The sequence below is a fragment of the Paractinoplanes rishiriensis genome, assembly GCF_016862375.1.
Lineage (GTDB): Bacteria > Actinomycetota > Actinomycetes > Mycobacteriales > Micromonosporaceae > Actinoplanes > Actinoplanes rishiriensis.
Genome location: NZ_BOMV01000102.1, coordinates 17124 through 32800, shown reverse-complemented (window position 1 = coordinate 32800; position 15677 = coordinate 17124). Strand labels below are relative to the sequence as shown.

Annotated in this window: 9 protein-coding genes and 1 riboswitch; of the genes, 3 read left to right on the top strand and 6 right to left on the bottom strand. The window is 72.2% G+C overall.

Annotated elements, in window-relative coordinates; genetic code table 11:
* Window positions 1-60 precede the first annotated feature (60 nt).
* Window positions 61-1824, top strand: a complete 1764-nt coding sequence (locus tag Ari01nite_RS44060) for a carbohydrate-binding domain-containing protein (protein WP_203790085.1) — start codon at window positions 61-63, stop codon at window positions 1822-1824.
* A 106-nt stretch (window positions 1825-1930) separates the two neighbouring features.
* Here the strand turns inward: Ari01nite_RS44060 and Ari01nite_RS44055 are convergent, their stop codons facing one another.
* On the bottom strand, window positions 1931-4213 hold the full coding sequence (locus Ari01nite_RS44055; RefSeq protein WP_203790083.1) for an ATP-binding protein: 2283 nt from the start codon (window positions 4211-4213) through the stop codon (window positions 1931-1933).
* Between the two features lie 262 nt (window positions 4214-4475).
* Between Ari01nite_RS44055 and Ari01nite_RS44050 the strand changes: the two genes are divergently transcribed.
* Entirely contained in the window at window positions 4476-8000 is a 3525-nt protein-coding gene (locus Ari01nite_RS44050; protein ID WP_203790081.1) for a LamG-like jellyroll fold domain-containing protein, read from the top strand.
* Here Ari01nite_RS44050 and Ari01nite_RS44045 read toward each other — a convergent pair.
* The 3 genes from Ari01nite_RS44045 to Ari01nite_RS44035 all read right to left on the bottom strand — a co-directional run bounded on the left by Ari01nite_RS44045 (window position 7984) and on the right by Ari01nite_RS44035 (window position 12836).
* Complete coding sequence (locus Ari01nite_RS44045) at window positions 7984-9072, bottom strand: acyltransferase family protein (RefSeq protein WP_203790079.1); 1089 nt, start codon at window positions 9070-9072, stop codon at window positions 7984-7986. The two genes, Ari01nite_RS44050 and Ari01nite_RS44045, sit on opposite strands and share 17 nt — an antisense overlap.
* 103 nt (window positions 9073-9175) lie before the next feature.
* Window positions 9176-12451 (bottom strand): S8 family serine peptidase, encoded by a 3276-nt coding sequence (locus Ari01nite_RS44040; protein WP_203790077.1) that lies wholly within the window; start codon window positions 12449-12451, stop codon window positions 9176-9178.
* Window positions 12452-12521: 70 nt separating this feature from the next.
* Window positions 12522-12836, bottom strand: a complete 315-nt coding sequence (locus Ari01nite_RS44035; protein ID WP_203790075.1) for an SMR family transporter — start codon at window positions 12834-12836, stop codon at window positions 12522-12524.
* A gap of 19 nt (window positions 12837-12855) precedes the next feature.
* Window positions 12856-12922: riboswitch (guanidine-III (ykkC-III) riboswitch) on the bottom strand.
* A gap of 71 nt (window positions 12923-12993) precedes the next feature.
* On the opposite strand from Ari01nite_RS44035, the gene Ari01nite_RS44030 reads away from it, so the two are divergent.
* The gene (locus Ari01nite_RS44030; protein ID WP_203790073.1) at window positions 12994-14076 is read left to right on the top strand and encodes a TolB-like translocation protein; all 1083 of its coding nucleotides are present in this window, start codon (window positions 12994-12996) and stop codon (window positions 14074-14076) included.
* Here the strand turns inward: Ari01nite_RS44030 and Ari01nite_RS44025 are convergent.
* Window positions 14073-14648: a TIGR03086 family metal-binding protein gene (locus Ari01nite_RS44025; RefSeq protein WP_203790071.1), complete on the bottom strand. Its 576-nt coding sequence runs from the start codon at window positions 14646-14648 to the stop codon at window positions 14073-14075. The genes Ari01nite_RS44030 and Ari01nite_RS44025 overlap by 4 nt on opposite strands.
* Window positions 14648-15643, bottom strand: a complete 996-nt coding sequence (locus Ari01nite_RS44020) for a sigma-70 family RNA polymerase sigma factor (RefSeq protein ID WP_203790069.1) — start codon at window positions 15641-15643, stop codon at window positions 14648-14650. Before Ari01nite_RS44020 ends, Ari01nite_RS44025 begins: the two co-directional genes overlap by 1 nt.
* Window positions 15644-15677: the final 34 nt, after the last annotated feature.

Sequence of the window (15677 nt, the reverse complement as noted above, 5' to 3'; positions counted from 1 at the left end):
CCACCCTGCCCGGCGCCTCCCGCGGCAGGAAACCCCCACCCATCAGAGGACACCACAACGATGTCAAGCACCTCGCCCCGCCGCTCACCCCGGGTGGTCGCGCCCGCCGTGCTCACCGCCACCGCGGCCCTGGCCGCCTGGGTCGGCGGCACCACGATCGCCGGTGCGGCCGAAGCGCCGCCGGTCACGACGCTGCTCGCCGGGCCGGCGGCGGCCGCGGCGCTGGCCGCCAACCAGGCGCACCACGACGAGGCCGCCGACCACACCTGGACCGAGTCGTCCGTCGCGGCGGTCACCCTGACCGGCAGCGGCGCGACCACGACCAGTCCGAACGTCACGGTCTCGGGCAGCACGGTCACGGTGAACGCGGCCGGCACGTACCGCTTCTCGGGCACGCTCACCAACGGCCAGATCGTGGTCAACAGCACCGGTACGGGCATGGTGCGACTGATCCTGAACGGCGTCACGATCACCAACAACACGTCCTCGGCGATCAACATCGTGGCGGCGGACGAGGCCATGGTGGTGCTCCAGGACGGCACCACGAACCGGCTCACCGACGCGACCACGTACGTCTACCCGCCCGGGGTGACCGAGCCGAACGCGGCGCTGTTCTCGGCGGCCGACCTGACCATCTTCGGCAACGGCACGCTGGTCGTCACGGGCAACGCGTACGACGGCATCACCAGCGAGGACGGCCTGGTCATCGCGGCCGGCAACATCACCGCGACGGCCAAGGACGACGCCATCCGGGGCAAGGACTACGTCGTGGTCAACGGCGGCACGGTCAACGCCACGGCCGGCGGCGACGGCCTGAAGGCGGACAACGAGGAGGACGCCACCCGCGGCTACGTGTCGATCGCGAACGGCACGGTCACCGCGACGGCCACCGGCGACGCGGTCTACGGCTTCACCGACGTGATCGTCTCGGGCGGCACCACCACGGCCAAGTCCGGCGGCGGCAGCACGGTCACCCCCGGCGAGACGTCGGCGAAGGGCTTCAAGGCCGGCACCCTCGTGGTGATCAGCGAGGGCCGCAACACCATCGACGCCTCCGACGACGGCATCCACTCCGACGCGTCGCTGACCATCGACGGCGGCACCACCACGGTGGCCACCGGCGACGACGGCGTGCACGCCGAGGTCAACGTCAACGTCAACGGCGGCACCACCACGGTCACCCGGTCCTACGAGGGCGTCGAGGGACTGAAGGTGTTCGTGACCGGCGGCTCCATCGCGGCCACGTCCACCGACGACGCGGTGAACGCCTCCGACCCGGCGGTCGGCGAGGGCACCTCGGCCAACGCGCTGATCTCGGTGAGCGGCGGCGTGCTGACAGCCAGCGGCGGCACCGACGGCCTGGACTCCAACGGTGCCATCTCGATCACCGGCGGCACCACGGTGAGCAGCGGCTCGGCCACCCGCGGCGGCGGCGAGGGCGGCATCGACGCGAGCGGCGCGCTGACCATCACCGGCGGCACGGTGCTGTCCACCGGGATCAGCGCCTCCACGGCCCGGCTGCCCAGCTCGGGCCAGGGCTGGGTGTCGGTGACGCTGAGCGCCAACACGGCGGCCAACACGGTGGTGCACGTGGCCACCACGGGCGGCCAGCAGATCGCGTCGTTCCAGCCCGCGAAGACCTTCCGCGGCGTCTTCTTCTCGTCGAACCAGATCAGCCGGGGGACGACGTACGCGATCTACACGGGCGGCTCGACGTCCGGCACCGCGCTGGGCGGCAACCTGTACACCGGCGGCACCCTGTCGGGCACCCAGGTGGCGACGACCACGGCCGGCACGGCGACGACCGGCGGTACCCGTCCCTGATTGAGTCGCGGTCGCCCGGCGCAGCGGAACGCCGGGCGACCGCCCCACCCCACCCACCTCACTCCGACAGAGCCGGCGTCCGATCCGAGCCCCGCCCGGAAGCCTTTCAGCTGTCGGCTGCCTGGGGGACCACTGCCTTCCGGGTGCCGGGGATCGGGCGGGCTCGGAACTCGCGGACCGAGAGTTTGGCGCGGACCGACTCGGCGTCCGGGTGTTCCAGGTCGGTGAGGATGGCCAGGGACTCGACGAACGCCTCGCGGGCCGCCTTGTGGTTGCCGGCGGCCTGGTGGGCGTCGCCGATGTGGTCCAGGATGATCGCGATGTACTGGCGGTCGCACTGGCTGACGAAGATGTCCAGGGAGCGCTGGTAGCACTCGAGTGCCTGGTCGATGTCGCCCAGGTGGTAATGCGCCTTGCCGACGCTGTCCCAGGTGTGCGCGGCGCCCAGCAGGCTGCCCCCGGACTCGTGAATCTCGGCCGCGCGCTGGCAGTGGTCCAGCGCCTTCTCGTACTCGCCCATGGTCAGGTAGCACCAGCCGATGTTGTTCAGCGAGCGGGCCTCGCCGACGCGGGAGCCCGCGGCGCGATACAGCTCGCCGGCCTTGGCGCCCTGGGCCAGGGCCTCGGCGTAGTCGCCCTCCTTGCGGGCCACGATGCCCAGGTTGAGGTGCACCATGGCCCGGCCGCTCAGGTCGCCGAGCTGCTCGTACAGCGCCAGCGCCGCGGTCAGGTGCCGGCGCGAGCTGACCACGTCGCCCAGTTCGTGGCTGGCGTAGCCGAGGGTGTACTCGCTGTTGGCCAGCAGCGCCGGCTGGCCGGCACGGCGCGCCGCGGCCAGGCTGGCCCGCTGGCAGTCCAGCCAGTCGTGTTTGTCCCACAGGCGGTTGTAGTAGCTGTTCATCCCCCAGGCCAGCCACCACACGCGCAGGTCGAGGCCGGCCGCCACCGCGGCCTCCAGGGTGGACCGGGCGGTGGCGCGCTCCGTGGTGAACCAGGCCATCGCGGCCACGTTGTCGGTCACCACGGCCGGGGTGACTCCCGCGGCGGGCTCGGGTGGCTCGGCGCCGATCCGGACCCGGTCGAACTTGAGCAGCTTGTCGGCCCGGAGTGCGCTGTGCAGGTAGTGGTCGACGATCCGGAGCAGGGCCTCGTCGTCGACGTCGCTCAGGTCGCGGGCGTAGTCGCGGAGCAGATCGTGGCTCTCGAACCGGCCCGGCTGCGGCTCGGTGAGCAGGCTGGCCGCGCAGAGTTCGGCAAGCAGCGGGCGGACCTCGGCGGGCGGCAGGCCGGCCAGGCTGGCCGCGGCGGCGGTGCCGATGTTCGGCGACGGGTGCAGGCCGAGCAGGCGGAACAGCCGGGCCGCGCCGGGGCTGAGCCGCCGGTACGACCAGGAGAACACCGCCCGCACGTCGGTGACCGGGTCGGGGCCGGCCAGCACGTCCAGCCGGGAGTCGCCGGCCCGCAGCTCGCCGGCGATCGCGGACAGCGGGAAGTGCGGGTTGGCCGCGGCCCGGGCGGCGATCACGGCCAGGGCCAGCGGCAGCCGGGCACAGGCGTCGACGATCTGGTCGGTGGCCCCGGGCTCGGCCTGCACCCGGGCCGTGCCGATCCGGCGGGCCAGCAGGCCGCGCGCGTCGGCCGGGCTGAGCACGTCGAGCAGGACCGGCTGGGCGCCGTCCGAGATGGTCAGGCCGGTGAGCCGGTCGCGGCTGGTCACCACCACGAGGCAGCCGGGTACGCCGGGCAGCAGCGGGCGCACCTGCTCGGCGTCGGCCGCGTTGTCGAGCAGGATCAGCATCCGGCGGCCGGCCAGCACGCTGCGGTAGAGCGCGGCCCGGGTGGCCAGCGGCTCCGGCACCCGCAGCGGGGGCACGCCCAGCCCGTCCAGCAGGCCGCGCAGCGCCTCGCCGGGCGGCACCGGGGTGCCGGCCGGGTCGAAGCCGCGCAGGTTCACGTACAGCTGCCCGTCGGGGAAGCGGTCCCGGACCCGGTGTGCCCAATGCACGGCGAGAGCGGTCTTGCCGATGCCCGCGGTGCCGGAGACGGCCGAGATCAGGACGCCCAGCGGCTGGTCGGCGGAGAGCAGCCGGGTCAGCCTGTCCATCTCGGCGTCGCGGCCGGTGAACCCGGCCGGGTCGGGTGGCAGCTGGGCGGGCGCGATGTCCGTCTCCGGCTGCTCGTCGGTCGCGGACCGGCAGAACCGGTCGCGCTCCTCGCCCTGCAGCCCGAACGTGTCGGCGAGCAGGCGCACGGTGAACAGGCGCGGCGCCGCGATCCGCCCGCTCTCCCACTTGCCCACGCTGCGCACACTCACCCCGGCGTGCTCAGCCAGATCCTCCTGGGTCATGCCGAGCCGGCGCCGATGGGTACGGACCAGTTCACCGAACACGGAACACCTCCAGACTGCAAAGTACCGAAGAAGTTCCGGTTCGCGTCCTGGCCGGTTCCGGTGGGATCCGCCACGGTGGTAGTAGCCGGGGACGGACCCGTCTGAACCAGCGGGGGAGGTTCAGGTGGGTCCGCGTCCCCGGCGCACAGGAAAACCTTTTCCGACTATATTGACGTGCGCTGTTTCGCAACCGTAACGTGGCCGACGCTCGCCCCCGCAATGGCGAGGAAATCGATTGCCTCCTCGCGTTGGAGAGAGCTGCATGCCACGACGTCTCCTGCCCTTCGCCGCCGCCCTGCTGGTCGCCCTGACACCGGCCGTGCCGGCCCGGGCGGCCCCCGCGGTTCCGGAACCGGTACTCGCCTACGACTTCAACGGCGTCGACCCGGCCTCCGGAGTGGTCACCGACCGGTCCGGCAACGGGCTGGACGGCACCATCGTCAACGGCGCCACGGCCTCGGTGGTCGACGGTGCCGGCGACGGGCAGGCCCTGCAACTTCCCGGCGGGGCGCCCACCTCCACCGGCGCGTACGTCTCTCTGCCCCGGGCGGTCCTGGAGGGACGCACCGACCTGACCGTCTCGGCGCGGGTGCGCTGGGACGGCACCACCGCGCCCTGGCAGTGGATCTACGCGCTCGGCAAGGACACCAGCCGCTACCTGTTCACCACGCCGTACAACGGCGACGGCCGGCTGCGCACCGCGGTGACCGCCAGCTTCGCCGGCGGCGAGGCCCAGGTGACCGGCGCCGCGGCGCTGCCCGCGAACGCCTGGAAGACGATCACGGTCACCCTGGACACCGCGGCCGGGCGGGTCACCACGTACCTGGACGGCGTGGCGGTCGCCTCGGCCGCCACCACCGTGACCGCCGCGAGCCTGCTCGCCGGCGGCGAGACCGGCGCCGGCTTCATCGGGCGCTCGTTCTATCCGGACCCGTTGTTCGACGGCGCGGTGGACGACTTCCGGGTGTACGCCGCCGCGCTCACCGCCGAGCAGGTGGCCACCGAGTACGGCGGTAAGGTCCCGACCGTGACCGGACTGGCCTCCACCTCCTTCGCGGTGCGCACCACCATCGGCACCGCGCCCGACCTGCCCGCGACCGTCCGCGCGCGGTTCTCCGACGACTACGACCGCGACGTGCCGATCACCTGGCCGTCCGTCGACCCGGCGCAGTACGCGCAGCGCGGCACCTTCACCGTGACCGGCAGCGCGGCAGACACCCCGGTGACCGCCACCGTCACGGTGATCCGCGAGGGCGAGCTCACCGTCGACCTGGCCACCGACACCGGCGCGTTCCACGGGGGCGCGTCCGGGTCGCTGTACGGCTTGTACGGCCCGGGCGTGCCGACCAACAACCTGATCGAGGGCATGCGGCTGCGCACCGTCTCGACCAAGGCGCAGGACGGCCCGCAGCACCCCGGCGCCGACGCGCTCGAGGTGGTGCAGCCGCTGGCCGACAGCACCGGCGGCGACACGTACATCTACATGACCGACATCCACCGCGGCTTCCCGTACCAGTGGCCGGGCAGCACGCCGCAGGAGAAGCTGGCCACGTACCGGGAAAAGATCGTCAAGCAGGTCGACCAGGTGCTGACCCTGGACGAGAAGTACCAGCAGCGGGTCGTCTTCGTGCCGTTCAACGAGCCCGAGGGCAACATGTTCGGCACCGGCGAGTGGAGCTACAACGGGGTCAGCTGGCTCACCGACCCCGCCGACTACTTCGCCGCCTGGGACGACTTCTACCGCCTGATCAAGAGCAGGATGCCGGACGCGCGGATCGCCGGCCCCAACACCAGCGTGCTCTACAGCCAGGTCAAGGGCTTCCTCGAGCACTCCGTGGCGGCCGGCACCGTGCCCGACGTGATGACCTGGCACGAACTGAGCCACCCCGAGAAGGTGCGCGAGAGCGTGGCGCAGTACCGGGCCTGGGAGGCCGAGATCCTCGACGGGCGCCAACTGCCGATCAACATCAACGAGTACGCCTTCAATTACCACACGTCGGTGCCCGGCCAGATGATCCAGTGGATCTCGGCGATCGAGGAGTCCAAGGTCGACGCCGACATCGCGTACTGGAACATCGACGGCAACCTGTCCGACTCGGCGGTGCAGGCCAACCGGGGCAACGGGCAGTGGTGGCTGTACAACGCGTACGGCGGCATGACCGGCCACACCGTGCGGGTCACCCCGCCGTACCCGGGCCAGAACTACACCCTGCAGGGAGTGGCGACGCTGGACCGGGCCAAGAAGCAGGCCCGCGCGATCATCGGCGGCGCCACCAGCGCCGGCTACGTCCGGTTCGCGAACGTGCCGGCCAAGGTGTTCGGCCGCGGCGTGCACGCCTGGATCCGGGAGATCCCGTGGACCGGCCAGATCGGCGACTCGGCCCAGCCGCGGCTGCTCGCCGAGCAGAATCTCAAGGTCGTCGACGGCGCGGTGGTGCTGGAGTTCGGCACGGGAGACCTGCCGAAACTGACCGAGTCCTCGGCGTACGAGATCATCCTGGCGCCGGGCAGGGAGAAAGAGCAGGTCCCGGCGCTGTGGCGCGGGTCTTTCGAGGCCGAGGACGCCACCTGGACCGGCGGCGGGTACAGCCGCAACGGACCGGAGGGCTCGCCGGCGGACGTCTCGAAGTTCTACACCTCGGGCGGCTTCAACGTCGGCGGCCTGCGCACCGGCAGCGACGGCGTGCTCGACTTCACGGTCGACGTGCCCGCCACCGGCCGCTACGACCTCAGCGTGTTCGCGAACTCGCTGAACACCTTCGACCCGGTGAAGGAGCAGGGGCCGACGAACGTGTTCCTGCGCGTCGACGGCGCCGCCGAGCAGGAGATCCACCTGCCGCTCGGCTACAAGTGGGTGGTCTGGGACCACGCCGGCACGACGGTCGAGCTGACCGCCGGGCGGCATGTCATCTCGCTGGCCGCGAAGAGCCTGGACGGCACCCGGGTCACCAAGGGTGACGCGATCGTCGACCGGATCACCCTCGCCCAGCCCGAGCCGGCCACCACGAGCTACGAGGCCGAGCTGGCCGACCTGGCCCGCGGGGCCAGGACGGTGCCCGGCGGCGTCGAGCTGGGCCGCGGCGGCACCGCGACGTTCTGGGTGTACTCGAAGGCCGACGCCGGCGCGCTGCTGAAGGCCCGGCTCCGGAGCGGCACGGCCGTCGTGACGGTGAACGGCATCGCGGTGTCCGGAACGGTCTCGCTCTCCGGCGGTATCAACAAGATCACCGTGACCGGCTCGGCCCGCGGTGCGGTGCTCGACCGCCTGGACGTGCGGCCGGCCGATCTGCCGGCCACCGTCTACCAGGCCGAGGACGCCCAACTCGCCGGCACCGCCGCGGTGGCGGCCAGGTCGCTCGCGGACGGGCAGAAGGTGGTCACCGGCGTCGGCGGCGAACCCGGCAACGCCAACACGCTCACCTTCACCGTGACCGCGCCGTCCACCGGCACCTATGCGCTGCGCGTCCGCTACGCCAACCCGGAGCAGGCGGTCGCCACCCACTACAACCCGGACCCGCTGGTCCGGCACGCGGACCTCACGATCAACGGGGGAGCGCCGCAACGGGTGTCGTTCCCGCACAGCTTCCACGACAACAACTTCTGGGAGCTCACCGTGCCGGTCCAGCTCAAGCGCGGGACCAACACGGTGCGGTTCGCCTCGGCCGAACTGCCCAACTTCGACGGCACCACCTACGCCTCGGACACCTGGCCGGACGTGCTGCTGCGCTCGGCCTACGCCCCGCTGATCGACCGGGTCACGGTCGCGCCGTTCAGCCGGCGGCGGTAACCGGCACCGACGCCCGGCCCCGCGCCGGCGGATACCCGACCCGTTTCACGAACGGTGAGATCCGCGGCCGGCGCCGGGCGGCCAGGTCCTCGACCCAGCCGAGGGCCAGCACGGCGACCGCGAGTGCCGCCATGGCCAGCGAGAAGTCGGCCAGGTACTCCAGGCCCTGGGTCGGGATGCGCCACAGCTTGAGCGGGTCGAACAGCGCCACCGCGAAGGTGATCGCCACGTTGTGCCAGAGGTAGACGGTCACCGCCCGGTTGTTGACCATCGAGACGAAGCCGTCCACCGGGCGTACCCGGCCCAGCCAGGCCATGCTCGGCGACCAGCGCAGCAGCGCCAGCACGAAACCGATGGAGTAGATCGCGTACGCCACCGGCAGCCCGGTCAGGTCGACGCCGTTCTCGCCCGGATGGGTGTACGCCCAGCCCAGCCCGCCGGTCACGCAGGCCAGCGCGATGCCGATCACCAGCGCCGGCTTGAGCTTGGCGAGGTCACCCTCGCGGTGGGCCATGCCCAGAACCCAGCAGGTGCCGTACGCGAGCACGTTCTGCACGACCCAGCCGGCGGTGTCGCCGAACGTGGCCGGGTACGCGGTGAGCAGCAGCAGCCCGAACAGCGGCAGCAGCACGGTCGGCAGGTTCCAGCGGCGGTACAGGCGCAGCAGCAGCGGCGACAGCAGCACCAGCCAGAGATAGGTGACCAGATACCAGAGCACGCCCGCCGCGGACCAGCCGAACTCGCTGGCCGGCGGGTCGGCGATCGGGATGATCCAGAGCAGCAGCCTGGGCCAGGACGGCCGGTCCGACCAGCCGTGGTGCAGCATGACCGGCACCAGGATCAGCGCCATCACCCACAGTGCCGGCAGCAGCCGCCGGATCCGGTTGACCACCGCGCGCGGCGCGTTGCGGTCCAGCGACCTGACCATCAGCGAGCCGCCCAGCGCGAACATCACGCCCATGGACGGGAAGATCAGTTCCAGTGCCGCGAACGGGAACGCGTGGAAGAGGATCACGCGGACGATGGCGACCGCTCGGAGAGTATCGAAATACCGGTCGCGATCGGGTTGCATGGTTACCCACAGTAATGGCGGGCGGGTCCGGCGCCCTGCTCCGAACGGTCAGATCGGCACGGCCGTACGACCCGGCCGTGCCGATCTGTTCATCCCTCGCGGATCAGCGGAGCGCGTACGCCCGGATCACCGTCTGGGCCACCTTGTTGCCCCGGCTGTCGTCGACGGTCACCCGCAGCGAGACGAACTGCGCACCTTGCGGGTGCCGGACCGTGGCGATCCGGTGGTCACCCTTGCCGCGCAGCCCGGCCTTCTGCCAGGTCTTGCCGTCGTCGTACGAGACGTCGACGCGGACGTTGCGCGCCGTCCCGGCGGTCGAGCCGGCCTGCTGGTCGACCGTCACCGGGATGTCGAACGACCGGCCGGCAGGTGCCGTGTTGTGCTGGTCCAGGTGCGGGCTGAACCGCACCGTGGACAGCGGCAGGCGCTTGAAGGCCTCGCCCTCGACGTGCCCCGAGCGGAACGTCCACTCGCCGCGCACCTCGGTCGAGAGGGTGTGCGGCGCGCCGCGCCTGGCCACCGACTCGAGCCGGTAGGTGGCCGCGCCCGGCGGCAGGTCGGTGTACTCGGTGCCCTCGCCGACCTTGGTGCTGCCCCGGTACAGCGTCGTGGTCTGCTCCTCGGTCGACGACCAGCCCGGGTTGCCGGTGCCCTCACCGAACAGCGGCACGCTGGCGATCATCAGGTCGCCCTGGCGGGTCACCCAGAGCGCCTCGAACGGCGGGTGGTTGACCGACGGGCCGAAGACCGCCCGGTTCCACTCCTGCTGGTACGTGCGCCCGGCCCGGTACGTCTGCGCGCCGGACATCGACTCGCTGACGAACTCGGGGTAGCTGTCCTCGTCGGCCGGCGGGATCTGCTGCACGAAGTCCCCGGTCCAGAGGGCCCCGGGGTTCACGTACTCGGTGCGGCGGAACGGCAGGCCGAACTCCAGGAACACCGACCAGCCGCCGCTGTTCTCGGCGTACTGGGCCAGGTTGCCCTTGGCGCCCACCACGCCGGTCGCCTCGGTGGCGAACGACGACTGGATCGCCGCGAGGTCGGACTTCTTCGGCGCCTTGGTCAGTCCGTCGAACATCCGGCCCGGCTTGAAGTACGCCAGGTCGTAGGTGTACGGGCTGTTCGTGAACGTCTTGTCGGCGTTCTGCCGGGCGAACGAGCCGTTCACCGTGGCCGTGAAGTAGTCCCGCTCGGTGGCCGACAGCGAGGCCGCGTACAGCGTCTCGAAGCGGTCCATCACCAGGCTGGCGCTGAGGCCGCTCTCCGGCATGATCCAGTCGCCGGTGACCGCGGCCAGCGTGGTGGCGGCACCGGCCTGCGGCGGCGTCACCCGGACCGGGCGGGCCTTGCGGCCGTCCACCGACAGCGTGCCGGCCTCGTCGACCACGAACTCGGTGTCGGTCAGCATGGTCGCGTCGTCCTCGCCCACGAAGATCCAGGCGAACATGCCGTACCGGCCCTTGGGCAGCCGCAGCTTCGCGGTGCCGTCGCCGCCGGCTTCGCCGAACACCTCGTAGAAGCGGAAGTCGTCGAGGTTGAAGAGCACCGTCAGGTGGTCGGTGCTCGGTGAGCCGTCCCGGTTGAGGACCTCGACGGCCACGTCGTAGCTCTCCTCCTCCTTGTTGACGCCGAGCGGGGTCTCCACCCGGACGCCACCGGCCGCGGTGGCCGTGAGGAAGCCGCCCAGCGGCTTGTCCGGCTGGGCGTCGCCGCGGGTGTCCGCGGTGACCGTGGTGCTGGCGGTGCCGCCGGCCGGCACGGTGAGCGAGGTGTCCGCCACCGTGAACGGCGCACCCGGCGCGGCCAGCGTGAGGGCGACCGCCGCGGTACCCGAGTTGCGGTATGTGACGGTCCGGGTGACCGGCTGGTCGTCGTCGTGCGGCCAGGCCTGCAGCCCGAAGCTCAGCACACCCTCGTCGGTGCTGACCGTCTGGGTGATGCCCCGGGCCAGGTCGACCCGGCCGGCGCCCTGGTCGAACGCGTTGACGTCCGCGGTCGGCTGGGCCGACGCGATCAGCGTGTTCTTGCGCAGCTTGGCCGACCAGGCCGGGCGCTGCTGGGTGAGGATGGCGGCGGCACCGGCCGCGTGCGGGGTCGCCATCGAGGTGCCGGAGAGGCTGGTGTAGCCCTCGACCGGCGCCGGGTCGCCGATGAAGCCGTTCGCGGCCTTGGCGGCCACGATGTCCACGCCGGGAGCGGTGATCTCCGGCTTGACCGCGCTGTCACCGGCGCGCGGGCCCCGGCTGGAGAACGGCGCCAGCTGGTTGTCCCGGTCGACCGCGCCGACCGAGAGCGCGGCGTCCGCGGTCGACGGCGAGCCAACCGTGCCGGCGCCGCCGGCGTTGCCGGCCGCGATCACGAACAGCGTGTCGTGCTGCGCGGTCAGGTCGGTCACGGCCTGCTCGAGCGGGTCGATCTCGGGGGTGTCGGTGCCGCCGAGGCTCATGTTGACCACCTTGGCGTTCTCGGCCGCCCAGGCCATGCCGGCCAGGATCGCCGAGTCCTCGCACCACTCGGTCTCGCAGACCTTGCCGTTGAGCAGCTTGGCGCCGGGCGCGACGCCCTTGTAGCGGCCGCCCGACGCGGCGCCGGTGCCGGCAATGGTCGAGGCCACATGGGTGCCGTGGCCCACCTCGTCGTCCGCGGTCGCCGTGGTGGTGAAGTTCTCCGACGCGGCGATCTGCCCGGCCAGGTCCGGGTGGGTCGCGTCGATGCCCGTGTCGAGCACCGCCACGGTCACGCCGGTGCCGTCGAAGCCGGCCTGCCACGCCGCGGGCGCGCCGATCTGCGGCACGCTGTGGTCGAGGTTGACCTTGCGCTTGCCGTCCAGCCAGACCTTCTGCACGCCGGCGCGCAGGGTACGCGCGTTCGCGCTCCCGGCGGTGAGCGCGGCCCAGACCGACTTGCGTCCCTCGGCGTTCGCCTTGACCGCCAGGGTGCCGAGCGCCGGGATGTCCCGGGTCACCTTCGCGTCGCCGGCGGCGACCGCGGTCCGCGCGGCCGGTGCGCCGCCCTTCGGGTAGGTGACCAGCAGCGGCAGGGTCCTGGTGGCGCCCAGCTTGATCAGCTCGGTCACGTCGAACAGCCGCCGGTCGAGGCGGCCGTCGCGGATCAGGGCCAGCGCGTCGTGCGGGATCACCAGCCGGTGCCCCTCGACGGTCTGGCTCAGGAACGGAACCTTCGCCCGGCCGGGTCCCGGCCGGACGGCGGCGTTCGTGCCCTGGATCGTCACCCGGTCACCGGTGATCAGCGTGACCGTCGTCGAATTCACCGGCTTGCCGGCGAGCGCGGCGGGCGGCGCGGCCGCGGCCGGCGCCTGGAGCCCACTGAGGACGACGGTGACGGCGATCGCCAGTGCGGGCAATCGTAGTCGTTGCATGCGGTGCCTCCCCGTGCCGGGAATTTCCCGGCTCCCGATAGACACTCGCAAATGGACGCAAACTCTCAGGTCAGTGGAACAGCTTGAGACCGATCACACCCGCGACCACCAGCAACAACGAGATCAGGCGGGGCAGGCTCGCGCCCTCGCCGTAGAAGAGGATCCCGGCCACCGCGGTGCCGGTGACGCCGATGCCGACCCACACCGCGTACGCGGTGCCGACCGGCAGCGTGCGCAGTGCGTAACCGAGCCCGGCCATGCTGAGCGCCAGGGCGGCCACGAAAATCAGCGAGGGGACGAGCCGGGTGAAGCCTGCGGATCTGCCGAGGGCCAGCGCCCAGACCGACTCGAGCAGGCCGGAGACGACGAGAACACACCAGGTCATGGTCGACCGCACCACCTTCGTACGGTCGTCTTTTCAGGCCGGGTACGACGCGCTCTCGTCCGGGATGGCCGCGGTGGCGGCATCCCTTCCACCATAACCGCTCGCCCCGATCCGGCAACGCAGTGTAGTCGAGGTCACCGCGCTACCATCCAACCCGATGATCGACCGTCTCCGCGCGGCGGGCGGGCTCGCCCGCGCCGCCGGCCTGGCCACCGCGCTGGCCGCCGCCGGCGTGCTGCTGTTCACCCCGCCGCCCCAGCCTGAGCCGCCCGGCCCGCAGGCGGCCGCCCTGGTCTGGCCCGCGGCGCGCCGGACCGTGCTGCCGGCAGACCTGCCGGACGGCACCGCGTTCACCCCCGAGACGTTCGCCGACGCCCGCACCGCGATCGGCACCGCACCCACCCCGGACGGCAAATTCCTCCGGCTGGTGGTGCGGCAGGGTGGCGGCGCGCTGCGCGAGTTGCGGCGCCTGCCGACGGCCGGCAACCCGTCGGTGGCCGCCGTGGCGTCCCAGGGCACGACGCTGGCCTGGGTCGAGAACGCGGCCGACGCCATGCGGGTCTGGACCGCCGACCTGGCCGGGAAGGCCGCCCCGCGGCAGCTCACCGCGGACACCGGCGTGGCCCGCTTCTACCAGTCCCAGTACGACCTGGTGATCGCCGAGGGCCGGGTGCACTGGGCCGGCGACGCGCCGGGCGGCGGCACCGAGATCCGGTCGGTGGCGCTGACCGGCGGCCCGGTCGCGGTGCGCACCGAGCCCGGCACCTGGCAGCTGTCCGCGTGGCCCTGGCTGGTCGACGGCGTGGCCGCCGCGTCGGGCGCCACCACGCTGCGCAACCTCAGCACCCGGCAGGACGTGCGGATCGCCGCTCCGGACCGGTCGGTCACCAACTGCAGCCCCACCTGGTGCCGGGTGGTCTCGTTCGACGACGACGGCTTCCCGCGGATCGAGCTCATGCACCCGGACGGCTCGGAACGCCGCGAGGTGGCCACCGGCGAGGTGGAGACCCAGATCCCGGACATCGCGATCATGGACCGGTTCGAGGTCTACGCCAAGGTCGACGCGAACGCGACGCTGACCGGCAACGCGCAGATCCTGCTCTACGAGATCGCCACCCGCCGCACCGTCGAGATCAGCCCGGACGCCAGCGGGGTGGAGTTCCACGCCGGGGTGCTGTGGTGGACCACCGGCACCCAGGAGTCGTTCGTCCGGCACGCGCTCGACCTGCGCACGATTTAGGTCGTACGCCCGAGGCTCTTTCGCCCCAGGAAGGCCAGCAGCTTGGCGTCCGGCGGAGCGTCGCCCGGCACGGTGACCGGCCGGGCGAAGCGGCCCACCCGGTCGCCAGGCCGCACCATCAGCACCGCGAGGTCGAACAGCTCGTCGGCCAGCTCGGCAGGGATCGGCCGGTCGTCGCCACAGGCCCGGGCCACGTCCCAGCCGTGCACGGTCACCTCGAGGGCGCCGGCCCCGGCCACCAGCGGTGCCGACAGCTCCGCCTCCTCGACCAGGACGCTGCCGGCCGCCGGTCCGTTGGCCCAGGCCCCGAGCAGCCGCACCGCCCGGTCCCGGACCAGCGGAATCACGGCGGACGGCTCGTCGGCCGGGTCGATCGCCACGACGCCGCTCTCGGCCGCCTCCTGTAGCGCGGCCATCGAGTCGGCCAGGTGCAGCAGCAGTTCGTGCAGGTCCCAGCGGTCGCACGGGGTGGGTCCGGCCAGCCGGAGGGGCGTCACCAGGGCGAGACTGCCCAGGGCGTACGCGATCGCCCGTTCCAGCACGGACACCCCGGCCCGCAGGGCGGCGTCCATCAGGACGGCCCCGGCTGGACTGGGATCGACTCCGGCAGCCCGAACGTGCCGAACAGCCGCTTGTCGAAGAACGCCGACACGTGGCTCACGCCGCCCGCGGTCAGCGTCAGGACCGGCAGGTTGAACGGGTAGTAGGTGTCGCCGTCGCGCATGTAGAGGCCGAACGCGTACTGGCCGTTCGCCATGGTCGGCACCAGCTTCATGTCGCCCGGGCCCTTCGCCGGGCAGTTCAGGTCGATCAGCCGCGAGATGTCCTCGCCGCCCTGGTACCAGCCGGCGAACGGCGGCATCTCCCAGACCGCGTCCTTGGTGAAGATCTGCACCATGGCCGCGATGTCCTTGGCCTCGAACGCGGCCACGAACCGGTCCAGCAGCTCGCGCTTGTCCGCCTCGCTGGGCTCGGTCACCTCCTCGGCCGACACGGTGGCCTGCTGCAGCTGGGCGCGGGCCCGCTGCAGAGCGCTGTTCACCGACGCGACGGTCAGGTCGAGCATCTCGGCCACGTCGGCGGCCGGCCACTGCAGCACGTCGCGCAGGATCAGCACGGCCCGCTGCTTGGCCGGCAGGTACTGCATCGCGGCCACCACCGCGAGCCGGATGCTCTCCCGGCCGGTCACCACGGCCGCCGGGTCGTTGTCCAGCAGGCTGTCCGGGATCGGCTCGAGCCAGGGCACCTCCTTCTGCTCGTCCAGCGGGCCGGCCGGGTCCGAGCTGGGCGCGCCCAAGCCGACCGGCAGCGGCCGGCGGCTGCGGCTCTCGAGCGCGTTGAGGCACGCGTTCGTTGCGATCTTGTGGAGCCAGGTGCGCATCGACGACCGGCCCTCGAACCGGTCGTACGAGCGCCACGCCCGCACGTACGTCTCCTGCACCAGATCCTCGGCGTCGTAGAACGAGCCGAGCATGCGGTAGCAGTGGGCCAGCAGCTCTCGCCGATACGGATCGGCTGCCGCCACGAACTCGGTGTCCACCGCCAGGACCTCCTCTAAGCACTGCATACCGGTATTGACCGGGGCCGCGCCGGAAACTCAT

Bases quoted from the DNA above. Each gene is read 5' to 3' on its own strand.
- Ari01nite_RS44035 (WP_203790075.1), bottom strand. From the start codon at position 12,836: ATGACCTGGTGTGTTCTCGTCGTCTCCGGCCTGCTCGAGTCGGTCTGG.
- Ari01nite_RS44045 (WP_203790079.1), bottom strand. From the start codon at position 9,072: ATGCAACCCGATCGCGACCGGTATTTCGATACTCTCCGAGCGGTCGCC.
- Ari01nite_RS44025 (WP_203790071.1), bottom strand. From the start codon at position 14,648: ATGGACGCCGCCCTGCGGGCCGGGGTGTCCGTGCTGGAACGGGCGATC.
- Ari01nite_RS44060 (WP_203790085.1), top strand. From the start codon at position 61: ATGTCAAGCACCTCGCCCCGCCGCTCACCCCGGGTGGTCGCGCCCGCC.
- Ari01nite_RS44050 (WP_203790081.1), top strand. From the start codon at position 4,476: ATGCCACGACGTCTCCTGCCCTTCGCCGCCGCCCTGCTGGTCGCCCTG.
- Ari01nite_RS44030 (WP_203790073.1), top strand. From the start codon at position 12,994: ATGATCGACCGTCTCCGCGCGGCGGGCGGGCTCGCCCGCGCCGCCGGC.
- Ari01nite_RS44040 (WP_203790077.1), bottom strand. From the start codon at position 12,451: ATGCAACGACTACGATTGCCCGCACTGGCGATCGCCGTCACCGTCGTC.
- Ari01nite_RS44020 (WP_203790069.1), bottom strand. From the start codon at position 15,643: ATGCAGTGCTTAGAGGAGGTCCTGGCGGTGGACACCGAGTTCGTGGCG.